We start from the raw sequence: 24,160 nt of genomic DNA, 5'->3' as shown, positions 1-24,160 counted from the left end.
ACCCAACCGGACCACATCCCGCCGGTCCGGACTCGTCCTGTGATCCACGCCACACCTGGCGTACCGTTGACCCATGTCCTCCAGCCACACGAAAACCCAACGCCGGTGCGGATCCTGCGGCGCACCCCTGTACGTCCGCCGAGACGTGACCGAGTCCGAGGCCGGCATCGGTCGCGTCGACGTGATGCTCGTCTGCCGGGACGAGGCGTGTTCGCAACCTGCGCAACACCTTCGCACCGAACATCCACAACCCGCCTGAGCGGGAACACGGCGCCCCGAACGAGCAGTCCCCAGTGGGACAAACGATCCTGTTGCATACGAGGGTCCAGCGGCCACAATGAGTCCACGCCGGAACCCGCTGCGTATGCGCGACCTCGAATGTGACGACCGTCACACGCGGTGTCGACAACGGCGCTACCTCGGGTTTTGCCACGTCGTACTGAGGGTTCGCGATGGCGGCGTCATTCGGCGTGACCCGCTCCTTGGACCCAAGGCAACGGTTGTGTAACGATGGTTCCGCGCTCAGGCCGATGCGCGAACGAACCATCGAACCGAAGGTACGACCTGTGTTGAACTCTCACCTGCCGACCCCGCGCGCCTCGCGCCGCCGTTCGGCTCGACGACTCGCGGCTGTCGTCTTCGGCGTCCTGGCCATGACCCTCGCACTTCCCGGCGTCGCCAACGCCGTCCCGGTCACCGTGATCCCCGGCCTGCCGCCGGTCGAGATCCCCGCGGTCCCCGGTCTGCCGACCCCGCCGGCGCCGACCACCCCCGAAGCTCCGCAGCCGCCGCCGTCGACGACCGAGGAGAAGCCGGCCGGGCCGGTCATCCCGAACGTCAAGACCGAGACCGGTTACATCGCCCTGGCCGACGACAACACCCACACCATCACCTGGTGGCACAACGGCAAGGTCGTCCGGACGATGCCGATCTCGATGGGTTCGGACAAGAACCCCACCTCGAACGGCGTGTACTACACCAAGGAGAAGTACCGCGACATGTACATGGACTCGTCCACGTACGGCGTCCCGGTCGACTCCGCCGAGGGCTACCGCACCTACGTCGAGTACGCGACCCGGATGTCGTGGGACGGCATCTTCATCCACGGCGCCCCCTGGTCGGTCAATCAGCAGGGTCGCAGCAACGTGAGCCACGGCTGCATCAACGTCACCAACGATCACGCCAAGTGGGTCTACGACAACGTTCCCCGCAACACCCCGATCGTGGTGCGCAACACCATCGGTGGGAAGTATCAGAACACCTAGTCTCGAGCAGACTACGAGGGCCGGTCACCGTCAGGTGACCGGCCCTCTGTCGTGTGACCAGGTGGCGGCCTGGTCGGCGAACGTCGCCTGGACCTGAAGCCACTGGGCGATGACCTGACAACCGGTGGACGCCGGATCGGTGACCGAGGTCCGCCGATAGGGGTCGCTCCGATACGACGTGTGCCGGCCACCCACGGCGTTGGTCAGCCACACACCACCCACCCGGATGCGCGACGGGAGGTAGCACCTGACCTCACGCCACGCCGCCAGCATCCGCCCGGGGTCGCGCCGCCACTGCGCCGGCCGGACCGACGTCCGCCGTGCGTTCTGCAAGTCGTTGGCGCGCAACACATCCCACGCACTCCTCCCCCATCGGCCGAGCCCGGCCAGCGTCATAGAGCCGGTGAGGTCGGCGACGTCGCGGACAAGCGAGTCCGCGTCGGCGTTGCAGATCACGTCCTGGGACGCGCCCACCCAGTACACGGGCAGCCCGGTCGGCAGATCCGCTCCCGGGCCGGCGACTCCCCACCCGTCGCAACCGGGCACCACGCCCGGCGGCTGGTGCGGGTCGGCGACCAGCCCGACACCGAGTACCCGGTCCAGGTCGGATGCAGTCTCGGCGTCCCCGGTCGCCAGATCGGCGACCGCGGATCGGATGACCACGGCCCCCTGCGAGTAACCCACCAGCGCGACCGGTCCTGCCGTGGCGCGGATGGCCGCCCGCAGTCGGCCCGCACCGATCCCGACGCTCTCGACGAAACTCATCCCGCCCGGACGCGGGGCGGGACCATAGCTCGCGGGGTATCCGATCCACCGACAGTCGAAGCGGTCATCGAGTTCGTCGGCCACTCCGGTGAGGAGCCCGGACACCTCGGCCCGTGGGTCACCGGGGTACGACTCCCCCGTCCCGCCGACCACGAAGACGGTGATCGTCGGCGTCCTGCCGGGCCGGGGCCGGGTTCTGACATGCTGCACCTCACCCATGGTGGGTCCCGGACGTATGAACCGCCCGCAGGAGCGCTGAGGGCTCCCTGAGATTCCCACCTCGACCGTGTCATGGCGCCGCGGCCCGCACCTCGCAGCCGTGACCGATCAGGATGCTTGCGCCGGTGGCGGTTTGGCGACGTAGTCGGCGGTCTCGATGATCGCCACGAAGAAACCGCTGCCCTCGATCACGTTGGCGCTGTGCACCAGGCCGGCCGGTATGTAGATGCTCGCGGGCGCCTCGACCTCATAGACCTCGTCCCCGAGCGTGATCTCGTAGACCAGACGGTCGAGCGACAGCAGGATGTTGATCTCCGGGCAGTCGTGTACGTGCGGCTCGCAGTAGTCACGTGAAGCCGCCGAGACGGCCCGCATCTCATGTGCCACGACGCGCTTCTCCGCCTCCGGGAAAAGGTCCCCACCGGCCAGCACACGACGGGTGATCGGCGCGTCGGCCGCGCCGTGGAAAGGTACGCCTCGGAGTGGGGACACCTCGCCCCGCGAGATCAGTCCGGCATGAGACCGGATGCTTTCGCTGATTGTCACACTGCCCCCTCTTGTCTCCCCGACCGTTCGCATGAGTAAGAACCTCACGGCTCCGCACATGCTACTAAGGTTCGGCTATCCACACCGACCGGGCAGTAACCTGTCAGGTCTGGCAGACGGGGCACCAATACAGTTTTCGGGCCTCCAGATCGGCGATCAGGACGGGTGTCCCGCAGATCCGGCATGGCTCGCCCGCCCGCCGGTACACGTAGGTCCGCGGACGGTTCGGGGCGTAGGACGGCGCCCCGGAATCGTCTTCGGGCCGGATCACGTGAATGCGTCCACGACGCACGCCGATCTTCATGAGAGTCACCAGGTCGGACCACAGAGCGTCGAATTCGTCTCGGAGAACACGCTTTCCGGGCCTCATCGGATCGATGCCGGCGCGGAAGAGGATCTCGGCGCGATACACGTTGCCGATCCCGGCGATGACCTTCTGGTCCATCAGCAGGGCGCCGACGGGCCGCGCGGACCGCGAGATCGCCGACCATGCCCGGTCGGGATCGGCGTCGCGTCGCAGCGGATCCGGACCGAGTCGGGCGACCAACGCCTCGAGATCGGCGGGGTGGTAGATCTCACACGCCGTCGGACCGCGAAGGTCCGTTCCGGCGGTCTCGGTCTCGATGCGGAGTCGAACCTGCCCGACCGGTTCCGGCACGGGCACCGCGAGTTCGGTGAACGAGCCGTACAGCCCGAGGTGGATGTGCACCATTCGTTCGGCACGCCCGTCCCGGTAACGATGGACGAGATGCTTGCCCCAGGCCTCGGCCGCGTGGAAGGTGAGTCCGTCCACCATCGCCGCACCGTCGGCGAACCGACCCTGCGGGCTGCTGACGCGAACCCGCTGCCCGCCGAACAGTCGCTGCTGCCGGCGGGCCAGTCGATGGAGAGTGTGGCCCTCGGGCACGAACTCGGCCGAGACCTACTGGGCCGGGGCCCCCGGCACCTCGGGAGCCTCGCCGGTGCGCTCGTACTCCGCGAGGATGTCGATGCGCCGCTGGTGCCGCGCCTCTTCCGACCACGGGGTGGCCAGGAACGCGTCCACGATGGCCAGCGCCTCGGCAGTGCTGTGCATCCGGCCGCCGATGCCGATGAGCTGTGCGTTGTTGTGCTGCCGGGCGAGCTGGGCGGTCTCGACGCTCCAGGCGAGTGCGCAGCGCGCGCCGGGGACCTTGTTCGCGGCGATCTGTTCGCCGTTGCCGCTGCCGCCGAGCACGATTCCCAGGCTGCCCGGGTCGGCGACGGTCTTGGCCGCGGCGGCGATGCAGAACGCCGGGTAGTCGTCGGCGGGGTCCATCTCGTGGGCACCGCAGTCCACGACCTCGTGGCCGGTGGCCTCGAGATGGTCTGCGATCTGGTTCTTGAGTTCGAATCCGGCATGGTCGGCACCGAGGTAGACACGCATGGCGTCACTATAGATTGAGGGCGTGGACACGCCCCTGCCCGTCCCCCGCGAGCCGGCCGCCGGCACACCCGCCTCCGGGGCACCGATCCCCAACGTGCCCGGCGTCGCCGACCCGCCGCCACCCGCGCCCGCCGACCCCGGTCGACGGTGGCTGCGCCCGGCGCACTACGCCGCGCGGCCGCGGCTGCACCCCTGGGAGATCCCCACCCTCGTGCTGGTGATCCTCGCGACGGTGGTCGGGTACGCGGCGATCATCGTCCTCGTCGCGCTGGGCACCCTCGACCAACTCCTGTTGGGCGCGTTGCTGTTTCCGCTCCTGCTGTTCGTGATCCGCGGCCTGACCTATGCATCACCGCGGGTCAACGGCGTACAGATGACGCCGACCCAGTTCCCCGACGGACACCGGATGGTCGTCGAAGCCGCAGCCCGCTTCGGACTGGAGTACGTGCCGGATGCCTACGTCGTCCTCGGCAACGGCGCGATCAACGCATTCGCCTCCGGGCACGGGTTCCGGCGATTCGTCGTCGTGTACTCCGACCTGTTCGAGGTGGGCGGCGCCGCCCGGGACCCGCAGGCGCTCGAGTTCATCATCGGCCACGAGGTCGGGCACATCGCCGCCGGGCACACCTCGTACTGGCGACAGCTCTCGACGATCGTCGGCATGAACATCCCCGTGCTCGGCGCCGCCCTGTCCCGCGCGCAGGAGTACAGCGCGGACAACTACGGGTACTACGCCAGACCCGGTGGGGCGCCCGGGGCGATGGGGGTCCTGGCCGCCGGCAAGTACATGCTCTCGGCGGTGGACTTCGACCAGTTCGCCGACCGGGCGACCCACGAGCGCGGGTTCTTCACCTTCCTGACCAACGCGATGTCGTCGCATCCGGTGCTGACCTGGCGGGCAGCCGCACTTCGCGACCGGACCCGCGCGGGGGCGATGCTGCTGCGTCCCAGCCAGATCGTCCGGGGCGTCGGGAGCGGAAACGTGGTGGCGGTGCCGCCGCCTCCCCATCCGGCGACCCTCGGGCCCGACGGACTGCCCAACGGCATCGAACCGCCACCACGCTTCTGACGTACGGAACCGCAAGCGCGCAACCGAACCCGATCAGTCGAACTGCGGATCCTCGTTGCGGGTGCGCTTGAGCTCGAAGAAGTGGGGGTAGGACGCGAGTGCGCGCGCACCGTCCCACACCGTCCCGGCGTCCTCACCACGCGGGATCCGCGACAACACGGGGCCGAAGAAGGCGACGTCGTTGACGTGGATGGTGGGCGTCCCGACATCGTCGCCCACCTTGTCCATCCCGGCGTGGTGGCTCTCGCGGATGACCTCGTCGAACTCGGTGCCGTCGGCGGCCTCGGCGAGCGAGGCGTCGAGGCCGACCTCCTCGAGCGCGCCCGCGATGACCTCGTCGAGATCCTTGATGCCCTGGTTGTGGATGCGGGTCCCCATCGCCGTGTACAGCGGCGCCAGGATCTCGTCGCCCTTCTGCGCGGCGGCGGCGGCGATGACCCGGACCGGACGCCAGGCGTGCTTGAGGCCCTCGCGGTACTCCTCGGGGATGTCCTTGCCCTCGTTGAGGACGGCGAGGCTCATGATGTGGAAATTGACCTCGATCGGCCGGACCTTCTCGGCCTCGAGGATCCAGCGTGAGGTGATCCAGCACCACGGGCAGAGCGGGTCGAACCAGAAATCGACGCGATCGGTGGGCTGGGCCTGCTCTGACATGGAACATCCTCTCGAGAGTCGACATTGAACACGTGCCGCCGACGATCGGCCGGTGGCGCCGTCGGACGGCTCAACACCCCGGCGGTTCGAACTGTTCCCGATGCGCGGAGCAGTCGCCGGCGCTGTGGATTCGCGGGGCCCGGTCCGGGCACGGTGTGAGATGGTGCAAGAACCGCCGAGGAAGAGGACCCGGGATGCCGTCGTCGCCACCGTCCGATCCGGACGAACCCGCCCGGGTGGTCGCGCGTCTCCGGCCGCTCGAACCCCGATCTCTCGGACAGCGCTCGGCACAGATCGTCCGGGCCGCCACAAGACTGTTCCAGGACGCGGGATTCCGAAACGTCAGCATCGAGCAGATCGGCGCCGCGGTCGGTCTCACCGGGCCGGCGGTGTACCGACATTTCCCCGGCAAACACGACATCCTCTCGCAAGCGCTGACGACGCAGGTGGAGCTCGTCGCGACACTCATGGCCGACGCCGAGGAGCACGGCCGCTCGCCGGTCGAGCAGCTCGCACTTCTGCTCGACGGGCTCGGTGACCTCACCGCCCATCGGGACGTGTCGACGCTGTGGCGTCGCGAGCAACGGCATCTGCAGCCGGCCGAACTCGACGTCATGCGCGGATACTTCGCCCAGTTGAGTGAGCACTTCGCCGCACTGGTCGCAGCGGCGCGTCCCGACGTCGCGCCGTCGGACGCGGCGATGCTGGGTGCCGCTGCACTCAGCGTGTACTCCAACACCTCCGGGATGCGGGGCTCCTTGTCGCCCGCCCGCCTCATGGAGGTCCAGCGCGCCGTGGCGGACTCCATCCTCGCGTGCCGGCTGCCGGGGCCACCGGAGCCGGACCCCGATGCCGAGCGCGCACCCGCGCACCGTCGCCCCGCCTCCCGTCGCGAGCGCATTCTCGACGCCGCCACCCAGTTGTTCTCCGAGCGGGGGTTCCCCGACGTCCGGATCGACGAGATCGCCCGCACGGCCGACGTCTCGATCGCGACGCTTTATCAGGAGGTGTCGGGCAAATCCGATCTCCTGCTGGCCGTTCTGTGGCGCGGCGTGCAGGGAATCCTCTACGTCACCGCCCATGCGTTGAGCCGCGCCGGTTCCGACGACCCCCTCGACGTGCTCATCCGCGTATTCGTCGAGTACGCACTCGACGTCCACGGCCGCATCATGCCCGTCTTCACCAGTGACCTCATGTATCTGCCGGACACCGAGCAGACGCAGCTCCGGAACGCGCAGACGGATTACCGGGCCGAATGGATCGACGCGATCCGGTCCCGTAACCCACTGCTGACCGCGGCCGACGCGAATGCGCTCGCCCAGGCGTTGTTCGGCTACACGTGCGAGATCATCGAGTCGCCGCAGCTGCGGTCCCGGCCCGGGGTCACCGCCGAACTCGAGACGATCGCACGGGCGATCCTGAACCCCGCCGGACTGCGTGGAGCACCGCCGGAGTCCTGACCTGGATAAGCTGGCCTGCGTGACTGCTCCGAACCTCACCAGAGACCAGGCCCGCGACCGCGCAGCGATTCTCGACGTGTCGAACTACCAGATCGACCTCGACCTCACCGACGGTTCCGGGGCGCCCGGGACCGAGACCTTCCGCTCGACGACGACGGTGCGGTTCACCGCGACGGAGGGCAGCGAGACGTTCGTCGATCTCGTGGCACCCACGCTGATCTCGGCCACCCTCAACGGAGCCGACCTCGACGTCTCCGGTTTCGACGAATCAGTGGGTATCCCGCTGTCGGGCCTCGCCGCCGAGAACACGCTCACCGTGGTCGCCGACTGCGCGTACTCCAACACCGGCGAAGGATTGCACCGGTTCGTCGACCAGTCCGACGACTCGGTGTACCTGTACTCACAGTTCGAGACGGCCGACGCCAAGCGGATGTTCGCTTGCTTCGATCAGCCCGATCTCAAGGCGACCTACACGGTGACCGTCACCGCTCCCGCGGACTGGAAGGTCATCTCCAACGCCGCGCACGCGGAGGCTCCTGGCGAACCGGACGGCTCCACATCCGCTGTGGTGCACCGATTCCGGGAAACAGTACCGATGAGCACCTACCTCGTCGCACTCATCGCGGGGCCGTATGCGGAGTGGACCGACGTCTACTCCGACGAGCACGGCGACATCCCGCTCGGCATCTACTGCCGCGCATCGCTCGCCGAGCACATGGACGCCGAGCGCCTGTTCACCGAGACCAAACAGGGCTTCGGCTTCTACCACCAGAACTTCGGGATCCCGTACGCCTTCGGCAAATACGACCAGCTGTTCGTCCCCGAGTTCAACGCCGGCGCGATGGAGAACGCCGGCGCCGTGACGTTCCTCGAGGACTACGTCTTCCGGTCCCGCGTGACCAAATACCTCTACGAGCGCCGCGCCGAGACCGTCCTGCACGAGATGGCACACATGTGGTTCGGCGACCTGGTCACAATGCAGTGGTGGGATGACCTGTGGCTCAACGAGTCGTTCGCTACCTTCGCGTCCGTGCTGTGCCAGGCCGAGGCGACCGAATACGCCAGCGCCTGGACGACTTTCGCCAACGTCGAGAAGTCCTGGGCCTACCGGCAGGACCAGCTGCCCTCGACCCACCCGGTCGCGGCCGACATCCCCGACATCGCGGCCGTCGAGGTCAACTTCGACGGCATCACCTACGCCAAGGGCGCGTCGGTCCTCAAACAGCTGGTCGCCTACGTGGGCCTCGAGGACTTCCTCGCCGGGTTGCGCAGCTACTTCGCCGCGCACCAGTTCGGCAACGCCACCTTCGCCGATCTCCTCGGCGCATTGGAGAAGTCGTCGGGCCGGGACCTGTCGGACTGGGGCGACCAGTGGTTGCGCACCACGGGCATCAACGTCATCCGGCCCGACTTCGAGGTCGACGACTCCGGCGCCTTCACGCGGTTCACCATCGTCCAGGACGGCGCCGCCCCGGGCGCCGGCGAGACCCGGGTACACCGACTGCGCGTCGGTGTCTACGCCGACAACGGATCCGGTGCCATCGAGCAGACGCACAGTGTGGAACTCGACATCGAGGGCGAGCGCACCGACGTCGCCGACCTCGTCGGTGTGCATCGTGGAGATCTGGTGCTGCTCAACGACGGTGACCTCACCTACGCCTCGGTTCGGCTCGATCCGGAGTCGCTGGCGACGGCGACCGCCCGGATCGGCGACATCAGCGATCCGATGCCGCGCACCCTGGTCTGGTCGGCGGCGTGGGAGATGACCCGTCAGGCCGAGATGCGTGCCCGTGACTTCGTCGAACTCGTTCGGCAGGGCATCGCTGGGGAGTCGGAAATCGGTGTGGTGCAACGAGTTCTGCTGCAGGCGACGACCGCCATCGAATCCTATGCCGACCCGGAGTGGGCGGCCACCACGGGCCGTCCCGGATTCAGCTCGCGCATGCTCGAACTCGCCCGCGCGGCCGAGCCGGGTTCCGACCATCAGCTGGCGTTCGTCAACACCTGGCTCGGCGGCCTTATCAACGACGACCACACCGAGGTGGCCCGGGCGCTGCTCGAGGGCGCGGATCCCGCCGACCACGGGCTCGAGGGTCTCGCCGTCGACACGGACCTGCGGTGGAAGCTGGTGACCGCGCTGGCCACCGCCGGGGCGATCGACACCGATCCGGAGTCGACCCCGGTCATCGACGCCGAGGCCGAGCGGGACAACACCGCCACCGGCACGCGTTCGGCGGCGCTGGCGCGGGCGGCGCGTCCGCTGGCAGAGGCCAAGGCGGACACCTGGACTCGCGCCATCGAGGACGACTCGTTGTCGAATGTGTACACCCGCACCATGATCGGCGGATTCGCCCGTCCCGGCCAGGGCGAACTCCTCGAGCCCTACGTGGAGAAGTACTTCGAGGCGGTTCCGAAGGTGTGGGCACGCCGGTCGAGCGAGGTCGCGCAGACCGTCGTCATCGGCCTGTACCCGAGTTGGGCGATGTCGCAGCATGCCCTCGACCTCGCCGAGGACTTCCTGTCCGGGGACCACCCGTCTGCGCTGAAGCGGCTGATCTCCGAGGGCCGCGACGGCGTCGCCCGCTCGCTGCGGGCGCGCGCCTACGACGCGCAGGAGAGCTGAACCCCGCGGACGCCGGGTTCAGCGCCGTCGCCACCGGTAGCGCACCTGCGGGCGGCCCGCCGAGCCGTACTCGGTATCGCGTTCGAGTACATGGTCGTCGGCGAGCCGCTCGAGGTAGCGCCAGGCGGTGACCCGCGACGATCCGAGGGCGCGCGCCACTTCCGAGGCGGTCAGCCCGTCGGGGCTGTCACGGACCGCCCGGCTGACCGCGTCCTCGGTCTGCGGCGCCGCGCCCTTCTTCGCCGACCGACGGGTGTCGCTCGTGCGCAGCTCGGCGAGCGCCCGGTCGACGTCGCGCTGACTGACCGCGTCGGCGTCGCCGGTGAGGGCTTTGCGGTAGCGCAGGTACTGCTCGATCTTCTCCCGGAACGCGGCGAAGGTGAAGGGTTTCAGCAGGTAGAGCAGCACCCCGCGCGACATCGCGCTCCGGACGGTGGCGAGGTCGCGCTGGGCGGTGATCGCGATGACGTCGGGCGCCGGGCGGACACCCGACAGCGCCGAGGCGAGGTCCACGCCACGTGCGTCGGGCAGACCCAGATCGAGCAGCACCAGATCCACCGGTCCGGCGGTGGCCATCCGCAGCGCCTCTTGCGCGGTGGACACGGCACCGACGACCTCGAATCCGCCCAGCCGGACGAGATAATCGCGGTGCGCCTCGGCGATCACGGGTTCGTCCTCGACGATCAGGACGCGGATCATCGTCCGCGCTCCCCCGCGTCGGCGCGCACGCGTACCGAGATGACCGAGCCGTAGGTGTTCTCGGCGCTCATCGTCCCGTGCCGGCGGGCGACGACCTGGGCGACGAGGGCGAGACCGAGGCCGCGCCCGGCGGCGTCACCTCCCGGCTTCGTCGAGTAACCCCGAGTGGTCGCCAGGGCGAGCAGGTCGGCATCCATGCCGCTGCCGCTGTCGGCGACGACGATGTCGAGCACGCGGTCGTCCCCGACGACCGTCACCTCCACCCACGGGTCCGCGGGGTCGCAGGCGTCCAGGGCGTTGTCGATCAGGTTGCCCACGACCGTGATCATCTCACCGGGCGTGAGGAGCCCAGTGGCGGCGTCGCTCACCTGCGATTCCTCGGTCAGGGACAGCGCAATCCCGCGTTCGGCCGCCTGCGCCGTCTTCCCCAGCAGGAGGGCGACAAGCGCGGGCTCGGCCACCGCCTGGGTCATCCGGTCGATAAGGTGCTGGGAGAGCTCGAACTCGGTCGTCGCCAGCCGGATCGCCTCGTCGGGCCGGCCCATCTCCACGAGGGCGACGATCGTGTGCAACCGGTTGGCGGCCTCGTGTGCCTGCGATCGGAGGGCCTCGGCGAACCGCGTCATCGAGTCGAGTTCGCCCATCGCCTCCGAGAGCTCGGTGCGGTCACGGATGGTGACCACCGACGACGCGCGTCGGCCGGCCACCGGGGAACGACTCACCAGCAGTACCCGGCCGCGGTCGGCGTAGGTCACGTCCGTCTCCTCGTCGCCGTCGGTGAGGAAGGCGGGCAGGTCCGCGGGGGCCGTGTCGGGTCCGATCTCGAGGAGGCGGTGCGCCTCGGAGTTGACGAGTGCCGGTCGCCCGTCCTCCACGACGACCAATCCCTCGCGCACGGAACGCAACACGGCGTCGTGGTGGTCGTACATCAGCCGTAACTCGTCGGGCGCGAGTCCACCGGTCTGCCGCAGCAGTCGTCGCCGGATCCACCACACGCCGCCGACGGCGGTGAGCAGTGCCGCGAACGCGGCGAGGGCGATCAGCGGCAGCTGGCCACGCCACGCCGACGTCAGCGAGCGCTGGGTGATCCCGGCAGCGACCATCCCCACCACCCGGCCGTCGGCATCACGGACGGGAACGACCGTCCGGATCGACGGGCCCAGCGTGCCGGTGTAGTTCTCGGTCACGGTCTGCCCGCGCAGTGCCGCGTCGATGCTCCCCAGATACGGTTCGCCGATTCGCGCCGGGTCGGTGTGGGTGTAGCGGGTCCGGTCGGGCGCCAGCACGGTGATGAACGCGATCCCGGTTGCCGCGCGCACCCGCTCGGTGACCGGCTGCAGCACCGCGCTGGGATCCGGAGACGTGAGGGCCGCGACGGTCGACGGCGACTCCGCCAGGCTGACGGCCACCGCTGTCACCTCGGCCCTCGCCGCGCGGTCCGCGTCGATGCGGGCGTCGACGGCCGCCAGAACGCTCTCGGCGACGACGACCACCGCGAAGACCGCCAATGCGAGCGCGGCGACCTGTCCGGCGAGCGTGCGCGGGTACCACCGCATCCCTGCCGACCTCGTTCCTGTCCGCAGTGATGACTCCGGACGTGCTGGGTATGAACGTAATGAACACAATCGTGACCCGCGTCACCACATCGGGCCACAATCCTAATCACTGTTGTCCGAGGTGTACGAGGAGAGAATCACCGATGAACATTCGAGGCAGGTCCGGCGACTCACCGGCCGGGGACGGCTCCGATCCCATCGTGACCACGCCCGACGATACGGCCGACACGCCATCCAAGACCAAGCGCGACCGCACCCACTGGCTGTACATCGGTGTCATCATCGCGGTGATCGCGGGCGTCGTGGTCGGGCTCGTCGCGCCGGGCGTCGGCAAGGACCTCGGAGTGCTGGGGACCATGTTCGTCAGTCTCATCAAGATGATGATCGCCCCGGTCATCTTCTGCACGATCGTGTTGGGCATCGGCTCGGTTCGCAAGGCCGCGACGGTCGGCAAGGTCGGCGGACTCGCGTTCGTCTACTTCCTGGCGATGTCGACGGTTGCGCTGGCCATCGGCCTGGTCGTCGGCAACATCATCCAGCCGGGCGACGGCCTGAACATCGACTCGGTGTCGGGCAAGGGCCAGGAACTCGCCGAGGACGCACACGAGTCCGGCGGAACCCTCGACTTCATCCAGGGCATCATTCCGGAATCGATGCTGTCCGCGCTGACCGAGGGCAGCGTCTTGCAGGCGCTGTTCGTCGCGCTGCTCGTGGGCTTCGCGATCCAGGCGATGGGCCGCACCGGCGAACCGATCCTCACCGCGGTCTCCTACTTCCAGAAGCTCGTCTTCAAGGTGCTCACCATGGTGCTCTGGGTGGCCCCCATCGGCGCGTTCGGCGCCATCGCCAGCGTCGTGGGACAGACAGGCTGGGCCGCGGTCCAGCAGCTGCTGACGCTGATGCTCGCGTTCTATCTGACCTGCCTGGTGTTCGTGTTCGGCGTGCTCGGGGTGCTGCTGCGCACCGTGTCGGGCGTCTCGATCTTCAAACTCGTCAAGTACCTCACCCGCGAGTACATCCTGATCTTCGCGACGTCGTCCTCGGAGTCCGCGCTGCCTCGCCTGATCGCGAAGATGGAGCACCTCGGCGTGGAGAAGACCACTGTCGGCGTCGTGGTGCCGACCGGGTACTCGTTCAACCTCGACGGCACCGCCATCTACCTCACGATGGCGTCGATCTTCATCGCCGACGCGATGGGCGACCCGCTGTCGGTCGGTGAGCAGATCGGCCTGCTCGCGTTCATGATCATCGCGTCGAAGGGCGCCGCCGGCGTCAGCGGTGCGGGATTGGTCACCCTCGCCGGCGGACTCCAGGCCCATCGCCCCGACATGCTCGACGGCGTCGGCCTCATCGTCGGCATCGACCGGTTCATGTCGGAGGCGCGCGCGGTCACCAACTTCTCCGGCAACGCGGTCGCGACGCTGCTCGTCGGCTCGTGGACCAGCACCATCGACAAGCAGCGCGTCGACGACGTGCTGTCCGGCCGGGATCCGTTCGACGAGAGCAACATGGTCGACGACGAACTCGACGACGACCCCACCGCTCGCGGAGCCCACGAGAAGGTCCTCACCCACTGACGACCCGCGACGAAGGCCGCCCCACCGGAATGGTGGGGCGGCCTTCGTGTATCTGGGTGTGCGAGCGATCAGCCGCCGGCGGCGGCGGTGGCCATCACGCGCAGCGAGGCGATCAGCCCGTCGATCAGGTTGCCCTGACGGAAGCCGGTGACCGCGGCGGTGACACCGAGAGCCGCGACGCGATCGTTCACGCGGGTGGACACCTTGTTGCCGGAGACGATGACCACGTCACGCGAGTTCGGGGAGACGGCGATGAGGGTGCCGTACGCGGGCTCGGGCGATCTCGCGAGGATCGCACGGGCGCTGGTCTCCAGCTCACCGTCGAGGTCGCCGATGTAGACCGAGAAGCGCACGAGGGCCTTCTCGCTGGCGGCCTTCAGCGTCTCGTCGAGCGCGATCAGATCCTTCTTGCTGAACGGCGGCGTCGTCGGAGCGTCGGCCGGGTAGCGTGCCGCGGAAATGCGACCGCTGTTGGTGAAGACGGCGCCCAGCGGCAGTTCGGCGGCCGACCGGGCCGCGACCTCGGCGCTCACATTTGCGTGCGTAACCTCACCATTTGCCACTGGCCGAGCTCCCATCGACGTCGCCGGGTTCCGCATGCCGCGGAAGTGCCATCGGTTCGATGTCGGTGGCACTGAAGAGAAGCGGTGCGTGTTCCCACTGCTGGTCGAGGGTGTATTCCTCGACCTTCGGGTACTTGACCCCGGAGGAGAACACCATCGCGACAACACAGAGCAGAACAGCAAGCACCGTGAGAATCGTGACTGGCACTCCGATGGGGACGATCAGGCTGTCGACGTCCATGTCACCCTTTCGATGGTCGCGCCGGACCCGCCCGGTTGTCGGCGCAGGTCATCGTTGATCAATCTAACCCACTGGCCGCCGCCCGGCCCACGGGGGCCTACAGCGCGTCGTAGACGTGTGAGGCGACCCCGTGCGACCGGATCATGCCCCTCACGCGGCGCCGGCATCGAGGTACTGCAGCCACGCCGGATCGATGTCCTTGATGGTGGCCAGCACACGCCAGTGCCTGCCCTTCGGCACGGTCGGAACCGTCCGCAGCGTCCACCCCAGCTCCCCGAGCAGACGATCCGCCTTCCGGTGATTGCACGAGGCACAGCACGCCACGCAGTTCTCCCAGGTGTGCGTCCCGCCCCGACTCCGCGGGACCACGTGGTCGATCGTCGTCGCCCGTGCACCGCAGTAGCCGCACCCGTTCAGGTCACGACGCATCAGAGCGGCCCGAGTCATCGGCACGGTCGCCCGGTACGGCACGTGGACGTATCTGCGGAGGCGGATCACGGTCGGAACCGGGACCGCACCACCCACGGAGTGCACCGCCTCGCCCTGTTCGTCGGCGTGCACCAGATCGGCGCGATCACGGAGGATGAGGACGACCGCACGCCGGACCGTCACGGCCGTCAGCGGCTCGTACGTGGCGTTGAGGAGCAGCACCCGGCGGCGTGTCCAGGCCCCGGCGCCGGGAGCGGGACGGATCTGCCCGCGTCCCGTCTTCGCGTGTGATCTGTGCGTCATCTCGCCTCCCGCCACCCCGCCGAGCACAAGTCCACCACGGTGGCGGTCCCCGTGACAGCTGTTTCACGGTGTCCGGCCAGCTCACGGGGCCGACCCGGCGTCGACGTTGAGACACCGCGCCCGGGTGAGGACAATGGCGAGGGTGACTGGCGAACCCAACACATCCCCTCCGACCGCACCGGCGCCGGCAACCCCCGCGCGGACCTTCTACGACGAGGTCGGCGGTGCCGAGACGTTCCGGCGACTCACGGCTGTGTTCTATCGCGAGGTGGCGCGCGACGAGGTGCTGCGCCCGCTGTATCCCGAGGAGGACCTGGGTCCGGCCGAGCGTCGGATGCGGATGTTCCTCGAACAGTACTGGGGCGGCCCGCGAACCTACTCCGATGAGCGCGGCCACCCCCGACTCCGCATGCGTCACAACCCCTTCCGCGTCGGTCCCATCGAGCGGGACGCGTGGCTGCGCTGTATGCACACCGCAATCGCCTCCATCGACGACGACACGCTCGACGCACCCCACCGCCAGGCGCTGATCGACTACATGGAGATGGCTGCGCAATCGATGATGAATTCACCCATCTGAGAGCGTTTTCTGTCCCGACACGCCGCCCGACTCGCCGACTGACCTGGATTTCTCCGAGAAAACTCAGGTAGGGCACAATGACCACGGTGAGCGATGAGACACCAGAGGTCGTCCCCGCCGAGCCATCCGACGGGGGTCAGCCCGACGACGTCGCGTTCGACGACGGCGCGATCGAGTCCGACGTCGCGTTCGACGACGGCGCGATCGAGTCCGACGTCGCGTTCGACGACGGCGCGATCGAGTCCGACGTCGATGCGCTCGAGGAGCCGGCTGCCGGCGAGGCCGTCGTCGCCGCCGACGCACCGGTCGCACCACCCGTTGTGTCGCAGCTGGATCCGGCTGACACCACGTGGTGGAAGTCCGCGGTGTTCTATCAGATCTATCCGCGCTCGTTCTCCGATGTCAGCGGTGACGGCGTCGGCGATCTCGCCGGTGTCATCGACAAACTCGGCTATCTCGAACTCCTCGGGATCGATGCGATCTGGCTCAGTCCGATCATGGCCTCTCCCATGGCAGATCACGGTTACGACGTCTCCGATCCCCGGGACGTCGATCCCCTCTTCGGCGACCTCGACGTCTTCGACGAGCTCATCGCCGAGGCCCACGAACGCGACATCCGGGTGACGATGGACCTCGTCCCCAACCACACGAGTGACCAGCACGAGTGGTTCCAGGCCGCGCTGGCCGCGGCCCCCGGCAGTCCCGAACGCGAGCGGTACATCTTCCGGGACGGCCTCGGTGACGACGGCGACGAGCCGCCGAACAACTGGCACAGCATCTTCGGCGGACCTGCCTGGACCCGGGTCACCGAGGCCGACGGCTCGCCGGGACAGTGGTACCTGCACATCTTCGCCAAGGAGCAGCCGGACCTGAACTGGGAGAACCCGGACGTCTTCGCCGATCTCGAGAAGACGCTGCGCTTCTGGCTGGATCGGGGTGTCGACGGCTTCCGCATCGACGTCGCGCACGGCATGGCCAAACCCGCGGACCTGCCCGACATGGATCTGTCGGCGACCAAATTGCTGCAGAACTCCGACGACGACCCTCGTTTCAACAACTATGCGGTGCACGAGATCCACCGCAAGATCCGCAAGGTCCTCGACGAGTACCCCGGGGCAGCCAACGTCGGTGAGATCTGGGTCAGCGACAACGAGCGATTCGCCGAGTACCTGCGTCCCGACGAACTGCACCTCGGGTTCAACTTCCGGCTCGCCAAGGCGCCGTTCGAATCCGGTGCGATCAGGGAGGCCATCGAGAACTCACTCGACGCGGTGTTGTCGGTGTCCGGTACTCCGACGTGGACGCTGTCCAATCACGATGTCGCCCGCGAGGTCACGCGATACGCCGTCGCCGACCCGGAGACCGGGGCACTCGACCTCGAGCGCGGCACGAGGCGCGCAAGAGCGATGCTCGTCGTCGAAATGGCGCTGCCCGGAACGGTTTTCCTCTACAACGGCAGCGAACTGGGACTGCCGAACGTCGACGACCTGCCCGACGACGCACTCCAGGACCCGGTGTGGGAACGGTCCGGACGCACCGAACGCGGGCGGGACGGCTGCCGCGTCCCGATCCCCTGGGAGGGGACCGAGCCGCCCTTCGGATTCAGTGCGACGTCCGAGACCTGGCTGCCGATCCCGGATTCGTGGCGCGCGCTCACTGTCGAAGCCCAGCTCGAGGACGTGGGGTCGATGCTGTCGCTGTACCGCGCAGCCCTCGACCTGAGGGTGACCCGTCCGGAGTTCACCGGTGAGCACCTCGAGTGGTACGGCGCGCCGGAGGGATGCCTGGCGTTCCGTCGTTCCGAGGGTCAGCTGGTCTGTGCGCTGAACGCCGGCGATGAGCCGGTGCCCCTTCCGCCCGGCGAATTGCTGCTCGTCAGTTCACCTCTCGTCGACGGGATGCTGGCGCCGGACGCAGCGGCCTGGCTGGTGTGACTGAACTCGGGCAGCCGGCCGCGGACCACGTGAGGGGCACGCAGGCACCTCACCGCCGTCGATAGCAAGCAAGACAATCGTGAAACGCTGCTAGAAGGGCGGCGGGTTGGCGTCGTTCCAGCGCTTCTCGGCGCGTTGGTGGCGTCGGAAGTCGTTGTCGCGCTGCTTGGTGAGTCGGTCGCGGGCGGGGTGATCGGGTGATCGTCTGGGGAAGAGCTTGTTGAACAGGTCGCGTCCGCTGAAGGCGTTGCCGACGAACATGTGACCGGTGGGTGTGGTGAACCAGGCGGTGCGGGACTCGTCTTGGTGGTCCTGCCAGCTGGTGAAGGTCTTGATGCGGTGATGGAAGCGGCACAGCGGTTTGAGGTTGCGCGCATCGGTCGGGCCACCGCGCCGCGGGTCGGTGTGATCGAAGGGTTCGGTGTGGTCGAGGTCGATCTGCCAGACCGGGGCGTTGCAGCCGGGGAAGGTGCAGCACAGTTCGCCGGCACGCACCAGCGCCTGCAGCTTCTTCGACGGGGTGTACCGCGTTGTCGAACTGTCTGCCTCGGGAGCCGATGCCAGTGGCGCGGCGGGGGTCGGTGCGGGATGGATGTAGGTGCGTCGCGCTTCGGCGAGGAGTTCTCGCGCGGTGTCGGCGTCGATGATGCCATGGCGGTCGAGGAACGCGGGATCGTCGTCGAGACCGATCAGGGTCGACAGGTTCACCACGATGTGAAAGGTCGCGCGCGGCGCCAGCGAGTCCGACGCCGAGTCGGTCGGCGCGGCCGGGTCATCGGCAGCGGTGTCGGGGGCTGACGGGTCGACGAAGGTGTCCGCATCCACCATCTCAGCAGCTGGTGCAGGCGGCTCGGCGGTATCCACTGTCGCTGGGTCGAAATCTGGTGCTGTGTCGGGTTCGGTTGCGGCAGGTCGACAGTCGTCGCATAGGCAGGTGATGGCGGCTTCGCCGCGCGAAAGTGCTTTGAGGGCATCGACCCGGCGATTGGCCAACTTTCGAGGGTCACCGGCGTGGACCGCGGTGGCCATCGCCGTCAGGCGGGCGTCGAACTCGGCGGCATCAGCATCGGGCAGCGTCCCGGAGATCCGGGACTGCCCCGGCGTGAACCGATCGGGGGTGACCGTCACCTTGCGGTCGGACTTCACTCGCTCCTTGCGTCGGCGGATCGCGTCGGGTGCCCACTTGGCGACGATCGAATCGACCATGGCGGTGAACCGGGCCGTCGACATCGGTGGGCGGGCGAAGATCGCTTCGGCGAGATGGGCGTCGACGGTCTGCATCTCTTCGTCGTCGGTGATGAGATCGGTGCGCTTGAGAGCGATGAGGAAGCGGCGCTTGTCGATTCGACCGCACGCCAGTGCGTGCCCGGTGAAGGAGAGTCGGTAGCGCAGTGCGTCGCCGGCCTCGATGAGGTCTTTCGCCTCGGCCGGTGTCACGGTGAGGGTGGCGCCGACTTCGGCGATGGCTTGTTCGAGACCGTTGGGCCCGAACTGCTCGTAGGGGTTCTCGCCGGCGGCCACTCGCGCTGATAGGTGCTCGAAGGCTTCGATGGAGTCGAGTTCGCCGCTGTGCGTCTCGGCGCGGCGCTGCGCGTAATCCATCTCGCGTTCATCGTGAATGAGGCTGGCAACGACCATCATTCGATGCGCGGACGCTGCCGCCAAGCCCGCGCAGTGGTTGAGGACCTCGACGAGTTCGGATGCGGAGAGTTCATGGTCGGGACGAAAGCGCGGTTCGACGGACTCCTGTGATGGGTCCACCGCCGTGGATCCGGCCCCCGCCCCCGATGACATGACACCATCGTACTCGAAAATATGTTCGAGTCAAGGCTTGATTTTTCCAAGTCCCGGATGTTATCTCGCAGGACATCGGTGACACTTCCGCATCAGGACATCGGTGACAGTGTGAGTGGTCTTGGTGGTGACACTTCGCTGTGAACGACAGTCGAGGAGCCGATCATCTGTGCAATGTCCGCCTGTCGCGGCACCGCACTGTTGGTGGGCTCGGTCCGGTTGTGCACAAGGGTGGTGGGTGCGCGCTCGCCTATGCGAGAGACTGACCTGACGCAAGCTATGTGGTCGTGACTTCCTCAGCCCGCCCGTCAGTCCAGGGCTCTGGCGGTGCTAGTGGAATGCCGCGACGTCAACGTCTGCACCGGTTCAGCAGCACCCGGTGGTGGCGCTGAGGACGTTGCGCAGTGCTTCTAGCGAGTCGGGTTGTGCGCGGTAGTAGACGTTCATTCCTCGGCGGTCAGGGCTCACCATGCCGGCCTTACGGAGCTGACCCAGGTGATGGCTGGTCGTCGCCTCGGTGAGGCCGACCGCGGTCGCGAGATCGCAGGTGCAGATTCCGTCACCGGTGTCGGCGAGCAGGATCGACACGAGCTTGATGCGCACGGGATCGGCAAGAGCCTTGAGCCGCAACGCGATCTCGAGCGCGGTGTCGTCATCGAGCGGGGCTGCCGATACCGGGGCGCAGCAGATCGGGGCACTGATGTCGACCATCGGCAACGTCTTCGGCATGCCCCGACCATACCCTGTCACTTGACATATGTCGAAAAGGTAGGCACCCTGCAGGGTGACCGTAGTTCGATATATGTCTCACAGGTGAAGGTGATGGCCATGTCCCGTATGCAGCTCGCGCTCAATGTTGATGATCTCGATACCGCAATCGAGTTCTACTCCAAGCTGTTCAACACCACCCCGGCCAAACGCAAGCCGGGATACGCCAACTTCGCAGTCGTCGAGCCGCCGTTGAAGCTGGTGCTGCTGGAGAATCCGGGCCAGGGCGGCACCATCAACCACCTCGGTGTCGAGGTCGAATCCAGCGAGAAGGTGCACGCCGAGATCGCCCGGCTGTCCGGGGAGGGCCTGTTCACCCAGGAGGAGATCAACTCGACCTGTTGTTTCGCGACGCAGGACAAGGTGTGGGTGACCGGCCCGGCGCAGGAGAAGTGGGAGGTCTACACCGTGCTCGCTGATTCCGACACGTTCGGGACCAGCCCGAAACTGTTGGAACAGACCACCACTGAGGACACCGAACCGGGTTCGGTGTGCTGCGGCGGCAGCGCCGCCAACCCGGCCGAGGCACGCACAGCCTGCTGCTGACGAGCCGCGGGTCGCGTTCTCGCCTACCGCGTGAGTCGGTCGGCGAGAGCGCGAATGCGGTGAGTGATGTCGTCGCGGATCAGCCGCATCCGCTCGACGCCGTCGATGCCCCGCTGCGAGGGCTCATCGGTGTCCCACACTTCGAGGACCACACCAGGCGGGGGCGTGACCTCGGCGGTGCCGACCACCACGACGAGATCCGCAGCCTGCATCAGTTCGTCGGTCAGTTGCCGCGGCTGGTGGCCGGCGACATCGGCGCCGACTTCGGCGAGCACCTGGGCAGACAGTTCGTTGACCTGCCCGCCGATCTTCGCACTGGTTCCAGCCGATGATGCTGCGATCTCGTGGGTGACCGTGGGCGTGAGATATTCGGCCATCACCGATTTTCCGCGGTTGGACACGCACACGAACAGCACCTGCGGTGGCGTGTTCATCGGCCGGCCTGCTGGTCGGCGGGTGCGAGTTCGTCGAGCAGATCCTCGACGAGCCTGCGGATCTGGTCGCGGATCGGGCGGACCGCGTCAATGCCTTGACCTGCTGGGTCGTCGAGGGCCCAGTCGCGGTAGCTGATGCCGGGGAATACCGGGCACGCATCGCCACAGCCCATGGTGATCACGACGTCGGAGGATTCGACGGCGTCGGGGGTGAGGATCTTGGGTGACTGGTCAGAGATGTCGATACCAACTTCAGCCATCGCCTCGATGGCAGCAGGGTTGATCGAGTCGGCGGGTGTGGATCCGGCGGAGCGGACCTCGACGCTGTCGTGGCCGAGTGCGGTGAGGAAACCGGCGGCCATCTGCGAGCGGCCCGCGTTGTGGACGCACACGAACAGCACGCTGGGTCGAGAGGAAGACATGACAGACAAGCCCTTTCGGGGATGGTGGAAGCTCGGGAAAGTCACACACGTTCGGTCGCGAGCTCGACCAAGAGCTCGCGAACTCGGGTATCGAGATCGTCGCGGATCGCGCGAACCTCGTTGAGGGGGCGGCCCTGCGGATCAGAGACCGTCCAGTCCAGGTAACGCTTGCCGAGATAGATCGGGCACGCGTCGCCGCAACCCATCGATACCACCACGTCAGCGGCGGCGACCACATCGTCGGTGAGCGGCTTGGGGTACTCGGTCCCCAGATCGACACCGATCTCAGACATCGCCTCCACGACGGTCGGGTTGATCGAATGAGCCGGCACCGATCCGGCCGAGCGCACATGCACTCGCCCGGCGGCGTGATGGGTTAGCAGTCCGGCAGCCATCTGCGAGCGCCCGGCGTTCTGCACGCAGATGAACAACACCTCGGGCACATCCTTGGGCACTGAACCCTCGGCCTGGGCCAGGGCGCGTAACCGATCGGCAGCGAACCGGCCGGCGAGAGTCGTCAGGTGCGCATGCACCCGCGAGGTGCGCCGTAACGCGGTGTACGACTCGAAGACACAGCGTTCGACCGTCTGCCGAGACACCACCCCCTCGTACTTTGCGGCCAGGTCAGCGGCCGTGCGGGCAAGCACGGTATGGGGCATCAACAGTTCAGGTTGGGCGCGGTGTTCACCGCGCCTCAGACGTTCGTCCAACATGTACTCAGACATCGCGAGCGGTCTCCTTCACCCCGTCTGGGCTGGAACTGGCAGCGGCGGTCGGGCCGGTGAGGCGCTTCCGCAACGCGAGGGACACATAGACCAAGGCCACGAGGACGGGAACCTCGATGAGCGGTCCGATGACCCCGGCCAGGGCCTGCCCGGAGGTCGCACCGTAGGTGGCGATCGCAACCGCGATGGCGAGTTCGAAGTTGTTGCCCGCGGCAGTGAATGCCAGCGTGGTGGTGCGCGCATACCCCAAACCCATCGCGGCGCCGAGCGCGAACCCACCGCCCCACATCACCGCAAAGTAGATCAGCAGCGGCAGAGCGATCCGCACGACATCCCAGGGCTGCGAGGTGATCTGCTCACCCTGCAACGCGAACAGGATGACGATCGTGAACAACAATCCGTAGAGCGCCCACGGCCCCAGGCGCGGCAAGAACGACGACTCGTACCACTCACGACCCTTGGTGCGTTCACCAATCCGGCGGGTCAGATAGCCTGCGACCAAAGGGATGCCGAGGAAAATCAGCACCGACTTCGCGATCTGCCAGGGCGAGGCGTCGATGGTCGTCTGTTCCAGGCCGAGCCAGCCGGGCAGCACCGAGAGGTAGAACCACCCGAGCACGGCGAACATCACCACCTGAAACACCGAGTTCAGGGCGACCAGGACGGCAGCGGCTTCGCGGTCACCGCACGCCAGGTCGTTCCAGATGATGACCATCGCGATACATCGGGCCAGCCCGACGATGATCAGTCCGGTCCGGTACTCCGGCAAGTCCGGGAGCAGCAGCCAGGCCAGCGCGAACATCAACGCCGGGCCAAGGACCCAATTCAGCAGAAGCGACCCGAGGAGCAGGCGGCGGTCGCCGGTGACCGAGTCCAGCTTGTCGTAGCGCACCTTGGCCAGCACCGGATACATCATGATCAGCAACCCGAGAGCGATCGGCAGCGAGATGCCATCGACCTCGACCGCGGCCAACGTGTCACCCAGGCCTGGAACAATACGCCCGAGCAGCAGTCCGGCGACCATCGCTGCGCCGATCCACACCGGCAGAAACCGGTCCAGCGTCGACAGCTTGCCCGCGACCGCGGTGTCAGGGGCGGTCACCGGTCGGCCTCACACGAGCGTGTTTCCCCCACGACCGTAGCGAGATCGCCCAGCAGATCCGACAGTTGCTGCAGCGCTTCAGCGTTCACCCGGTAGTACACCCACGTCGCGCGGCGCTCACTGGTCACCAAGCCCGCTTCGCGCAGCACCTTCAGGTGATGTGAGATCGTCGGCTGCGACAACTCGAAGGGTCCGGAAATGTCGCACACGCAGGCTTCGCCTCCCGGATGCGCGGCAACCTCCGACAACAACCGCAACCGAACCGGATCCGCAAGCGCCTTCAACAGTGGGGTGAGGGCCCCGGTCTGGTCACCACTGAGGCCGCGGCCCGGTGGCAGCAGAAGATTCTTATTCGACACTCGTCAATATTGACATACGTCAATGCAAGCGACAAGGCGTCGATTCCGTTCAGCGGGTGTGACATGCCCGATGGGCTGCAGCCAAGCCGGCACCCTGGTCTTCGGTTCACGCTGCGAGCACT

At 67.5% G+C, this 24,160-nt stretch carries 26 protein-coding genes; 9 read left to right on the top strand and 17 right to left on the bottom strand.

Going from position 1 to position 24,160, the window contains the following annotated elements; all coding sequences use genetic code 11:
• Positions 1-73: 73 nt before the first annotated feature.
• Complete coding sequence (locus KB201_RS07945) at positions 74-259, top strand: hypothetical protein (protein WP_058250048.1); 186 nt, start codon at positions 74-76, stop codon at positions 257-259.
• A gap of 271 nt (positions 260-530) precedes the next feature.
• A complete protein-coding gene (locus KB201_RS07940; protein WP_240198622.1) occupies positions 531-1,265 on the top strand; it encodes a L,D-transpeptidase in 735 nt (244 codons plus the stop codon).
• 30 nt (positions 1,266-1,295) lie between these two features.
• On the opposite strand, the gene KB201_RS07935 is transcribed toward KB201_RS07940, so the two are convergent.
• From KB201_RS07935 to KB201_RS07920, 4 genes are all read right to left on the bottom strand, one after another.
• Positions 1,296-2,249, bottom strand: coding sequence for a PE-PPE domain-containing protein (locus KB201_RS07935; RefSeq protein WP_065629012.1), 954 nt, complete (start codon positions 2,247-2,249; stop codon positions 1,296-1,298).
• Positions 2,250-2,357: 108 nt separating this feature from the next.
• On the bottom strand, positions 2,358-2,795 hold the full coding sequence (locus KB201_RS07930) for a homocitrate synthase (protein ID WP_083229512.1): 438 nt from the start codon (positions 2,793-2,795) through the stop codon (positions 2,358-2,360).
• A gap of 103 nt (positions 2,796-2,898) precedes the next feature.
• Entirely contained in the window at positions 2,899-3,702 is an 804-nt protein-coding gene (locus KB201_RS07925; protein WP_068972584.1) for an Fpg/Nei family DNA glycosylase, read from the bottom strand.
• 15 nt (positions 3,703-3,717) lie between these two features.
• The gene (locus KB201_RS07920; protein WP_058250044.1) at positions 3,718-4,200 is read right to left on the bottom strand and encodes a ribose-5-phosphate isomerase; all 483 of its coding nucleotides are present in this window, start codon (positions 4,198-4,200) and stop codon (positions 3,718-3,720) included.
• 22 nt (positions 4,201-4,222) lie between these two features.
• On the opposite strand from KB201_RS07920, the gene KB201_RS07915 reads away from it, so the two are divergent.
• Positions 4,223-5,269, top strand: a complete 1,047-nt coding sequence (locus tag KB201_RS07915; protein ID WP_058250043.1) for a M48 family metallopeptidase — start codon at positions 4,223-4,225, stop codon at positions 5,267-5,269.
• A 33-nt stretch (positions 5,270-5,302) separates the two neighbouring features.
• Here the strand turns inward: KB201_RS07915 and KB201_RS07910 are convergent, their stop codons facing one another.
• Complete coding sequence (locus tag KB201_RS07910; RefSeq protein ID WP_058250042.1) at positions 5,303-5,923, bottom strand: DsbA family protein; 621 nt, start codon at positions 5,921-5,923, stop codon at positions 5,303-5,305.
• Positions 5,924-6,117: 194 nt separating this feature from the next.
• Between KB201_RS07910 and KB201_RS07905 the strand changes: the two genes are divergently transcribed.
• Both KB201_RS07905 and pepN read left to right on the top strand, forming a co-directional pair.
• Positions 6,118-7,383: a TetR/AcrR family transcriptional regulator gene (locus tag KB201_RS07905; RefSeq protein WP_083229513.1), complete on the top strand. Its 1,266-nt coding sequence runs from the start codon at positions 6,118-6,120 to the stop codon at positions 7,381-7,383.
• A gap of 19 nt (positions 7,384-7,402) precedes the next feature.
• On the top strand, positions 7,403-10,006 hold the full coding sequence (gene pepN / locus KB201_RS07900; protein ID WP_068972589.1) for an aminopeptidase N: 2,604 nt from the start codon (positions 7,403-7,405) through the stop codon (positions 10,004-10,006).
• A gap of 18 nt (positions 10,007-10,024) precedes the next feature.
• On the opposite strand, the gene KB201_RS07895 is transcribed toward pepN, so the two are convergent.
• Positions 10,025-10,705, bottom strand: coding sequence for a response regulator (locus tag KB201_RS07895; RefSeq protein ID WP_211538773.1), 681 nt, complete (start codon positions 10,703-10,705; stop codon positions 10,025-10,027).
• Positions 10,702-12,261 (bottom strand): ATP-binding protein, encoded by a 1,560-nt coding sequence (locus KB201_RS07890; RefSeq protein ID WP_211538772.1) that lies wholly within the window; start codon positions 12,259-12,261, stop codon positions 10,702-10,704. Before KB201_RS07890 ends, KB201_RS07895 begins: the two co-directional genes overlap by 4 nt.
• 143 nt (positions 12,262-12,404) lie before the next feature.
• Here KB201_RS07890 and KB201_RS07885 point away from each other — a divergent pair, with 143 nt between their 5' ends.
• Positions 12,405-13,838, top strand: a complete 1,434-nt coding sequence (locus KB201_RS07885; protein ID WP_211538771.1) for a cation:dicarboxylate symporter family transporter — start codon at positions 12,405-12,407, stop codon at positions 13,836-13,838.
• Positions 13,839-13,906: 68 nt separating this feature from the next.
• Here the strand turns inward: KB201_RS07885 and KB201_RS07880 are convergent, their stop codons facing one another.
• The 3 genes from KB201_RS07880 to KB201_RS07870 form a co-directional block, all read right to left on the bottom strand.
• Positions 13,907-14,401 (bottom strand): DUF5130 family protein, encoded by a 495-nt coding sequence (locus tag KB201_RS07880; RefSeq protein ID WP_189340153.1) that lies wholly within the window; start codon positions 14,399-14,401, stop codon positions 13,907-13,909.
• The gene (locus KB201_RS07875) at positions 14,388-14,642 is read right to left on the bottom strand and encodes a hypothetical protein (protein ID WP_058250036.1); all 255 of its coding nucleotides are present in this window, start codon (positions 14,640-14,642) and stop codon (positions 14,388-14,390) included. The genes KB201_RS07880 and KB201_RS07875 overlap by 14 nt, the downstream gene beginning before the upstream one ends.
• Positions 14,643-14,792: 150 nt before the next feature.
• Positions 14,793-15,374, bottom strand: a complete 582-nt coding sequence (locus tag KB201_RS07870) for an HNH endonuclease (RefSeq protein ID WP_058250289.1) — start codon at positions 15,372-15,374, stop codon at positions 14,793-14,795.
• Positions 15,375-15,507: 133 nt separating this feature from the next.
• Between KB201_RS07870 and KB201_RS07865 the strand changes: the two genes are divergently transcribed.
• Positions 15,508-15,954 carry a globin gene (locus KB201_RS07865; RefSeq protein WP_223259061.1) on the top strand — a complete coding sequence of 149 codons (447 nt, stop codon included), beginning with the start codon at positions 15,508-15,510 and terminating at the stop codon, positions 15,952-15,954.
• Positions 15,955-16,031: 77 nt separating this feature from the next.
• Positions 16,032-17,888, top strand: a complete 1,857-nt coding sequence (locus tag KB201_RS07860) for a glycoside hydrolase family 13 protein (RefSeq protein WP_159370612.1) — start codon at positions 16,032-16,034, stop codon at positions 17,886-17,888.
• 90 nt (positions 17,889-17,978) lie between these two features.
• Here KB201_RS07860 and KB201_RS07855 read toward each other — a convergent pair whose 3' ends face one another.
• Positions 17,979-19,682, bottom strand: coding sequence for an HNH endonuclease signature motif containing protein (locus tag KB201_RS07855; RefSeq protein WP_068972481.1), 1,704 nt, complete (start codon positions 19,680-19,682; stop codon positions 17,979-17,981).
• A gap of 366 nt (positions 19,683-20,048) precedes the next feature.
• Positions 20,049-20,411, bottom strand: coding sequence for an Rv2640c family ArsR-like transcriptional regulator (locus KB201_RS07850; protein ID WP_137811025.1), 363 nt, complete (start codon positions 20,409-20,411; stop codon positions 20,049-20,051).
• 99 nt (positions 20,412-20,510) lie between these two features.
• On the opposite strand from KB201_RS07850, the gene KB201_RS07845 reads away from it, so the two are divergent.
• Positions 20,511-20,996, top strand: coding sequence for an ArsI/CadI family heavy metal resistance metalloenzyme (locus KB201_RS07845; protein WP_171011717.1), 486 nt, complete (start codon positions 20,511-20,513; stop codon positions 20,994-20,996).
• Positions 20,997-21,019: 23 nt separating this feature from the next.
• On the opposite strand, the gene KB201_RS07840 is transcribed toward KB201_RS07845, so the two are convergent.
• The 5 genes from KB201_RS07840 to KB201_RS07820 are packed head-to-tail and all read right to left on the bottom strand — an operon-like array spanning position 21,020 to position 24,038.
• On the bottom strand, positions 21,020-21,430 hold the full coding sequence (locus KB201_RS07840; RefSeq protein WP_137811027.1) for a low molecular weight phosphatase family protein: 411 nt from the start codon (positions 21,428-21,430) through the stop codon (positions 21,020-21,022).
• A complete protein-coding gene (locus KB201_RS07835; protein WP_137811028.1) occupies positions 21,427-21,852 on the bottom strand; it encodes an arsenate reductase ArsC in 426 nt (141 codons plus the stop codon). Before KB201_RS07835 ends, KB201_RS07840 begins: the two co-directional genes overlap by 4 nt.
• 41 nt (positions 21,853-21,893) lie before the next feature.
• Positions 21,894-22,577: a three-helix bundle dimerization domain-containing protein gene (locus tag KB201_RS07830; protein WP_137811029.1), complete on the bottom strand. Its 684-nt coding sequence runs from the start codon at positions 22,575-22,577 to the stop codon at positions 21,894-21,896.
• Positions 22,570-23,679, bottom strand: coding sequence for an ACR3 family arsenite efflux transporter (gene arsB, locus KB201_RS07825; RefSeq protein ID WP_137811030.1), 1,110 nt, complete (start codon positions 23,677-23,679; stop codon positions 22,570-22,572). Before arsB ends, KB201_RS07830 begins: the two co-directional genes overlap by 8 nt.
• Positions 23,676-24,038, bottom strand: a complete 363-nt coding sequence (locus tag KB201_RS07820) for a helix-turn-helix transcriptional regulator (protein WP_137811031.1) — start codon at positions 24,036-24,038, stop codon at positions 23,676-23,678. Before KB201_RS07820 ends, arsB begins: the two co-directional genes overlap by 4 nt.
• Between the last annotated feature and the right edge of the window lie 122 nt (positions 24,039-24,160).

The organism is Gordonia sp. SCSIO 19800 (assembly GCF_018132775.1).
Classification (GTDB): Bacteria; Actinomycetota; Actinomycetes; order Mycobacteriales; family Mycobacteriaceae; genus Gordonia; species Gordonia hongkongensis.
Note: the sequence above shows the minus strand (reverse complement) of the source record. Positions and strands in the feature narration are given on the sequence as shown.

Bases quoted from the DNA above. Each gene is read 5' to 3' on its own strand.
- KB201_RS07870 (WP_058250289.1), bottom strand. From the start codon at position 15,374: ATGACGCACAGATCACACGCGAAGACGGGACGCGGGCAGATCCGTCCC.
- KB201_RS07935 (WP_065629012.1), bottom strand. From the start codon at position 2,249: ATGGGTGAGGTGCAGCATGTCAGAACCCGGCCCCGGCCCGGCAGGACG.
- KB201_RS07885 (WP_211538771.1), top strand. From the start codon at position 12,405: ATGAACATTCGAGGCAGGTCCGGCGACTCACCGGCCGGGGACGGCTCC.
- KB201_RS07890 (WP_211538772.1), bottom strand. From the start codon at position 12,261: ATGCGGTGGTACCCGCGCACGCTCGCCGGACAGGTCGCCGCGCTCGCA.
- KB201_RS07860 (WP_159370612.1), top strand. From the start codon at position 16,032: ATGACCACGGTGAGCGATGAGACACCAGAGGTCGTCCCCGCCGAGCCA.
- KB201_RS07905 (WP_083229513.1), top strand. From the start codon at position 6,118: ATGCCGTCGTCGCCACCGTCCGATCCGGACGAACCCGCCCGGGTGGTC.
- KB201_RS07940 (WP_240198622.1), top strand. From the start codon at position 531: ATGCGCGAACGAACCATCGAACCGAAGGTACGACCTGTGTTGAACTCT.
- KB201_RS07845 (WP_171011717.1), top strand. From the start codon at position 20,511: ATGTCCCGTATGCAGCTCGCGCTCAATGTTGATGATCTCGATACCGCA.
- KB201_RS07830 (WP_137811029.1), bottom strand. From the start codon at position 22,577: ATGTCTGAGTACATGTTGGACGAACGTCTGAGGCGCGGTGAACACCGC.
- KB201_RS07945 (WP_058250048.1), top strand. From the start codon at position 74: ATGTCCTCCAGCCACACGAAAACCCAACGCCGGTGCGGATCCTGCGGC.
- KB201_RS07920 (WP_058250044.1), bottom strand. From the start codon at position 4,200: ATGCGTGTCTACCTCGGTGCCGACCATGCCGGATTCGAACTCAAGAAC.
- KB201_RS07895 (WP_211538773.1), bottom strand. From the start codon at position 10,705: ATGATCCGCGTCCTGATCGTCGAGGACGAACCCGTGATCGCCGAGGCG.
- KB201_RS07865 (WP_223259061.1), top strand. From the start codon at position 15,508: ATGGCGAGGGTGACTGGCGAACCCAACACATCCCCTCCGACCGCACCG.
- KB201_RS07910 (WP_058250042.1), bottom strand. From the start codon at position 5,923: ATGTCAGAGCAGGCCCAGCCCACCGATCGCGTCGATTTCTGGTTCGAC.
- KB201_RS07850 (WP_137811025.1), bottom strand. From the start codon at position 20,411: ATGCCGAAGACGTTGCCGATGGTCGACATCAGTGCCCCGATCTGCTGC.
- KB201_RS07855 (WP_068972481.1), bottom strand. From the start codon at position 19,682: ATGTCATCGGGGGCGGGGGCCGGATCCACGGCGGTGGACCCATCACAG.
- KB201_RS07840 (WP_137811027.1), bottom strand. From the start codon at position 21,430: ATGAACACGCCACCGCAGGTGCTGTTCGTGTGCGTGTCCAACCGCGGA.
- KB201_RS07835 (WP_137811028.1), bottom strand. From the start codon at position 21,852: ATGTCTTCCTCTCGACCCAGCGTGCTGTTCGTGTGCGTCCACAACGCG.
- KB201_RS07875 (WP_058250036.1), bottom strand. From the start codon at position 14,642: ATGGACGTCGACAGCCTGATCGTCCCCATCGGAGTGCCAGTCACGATT.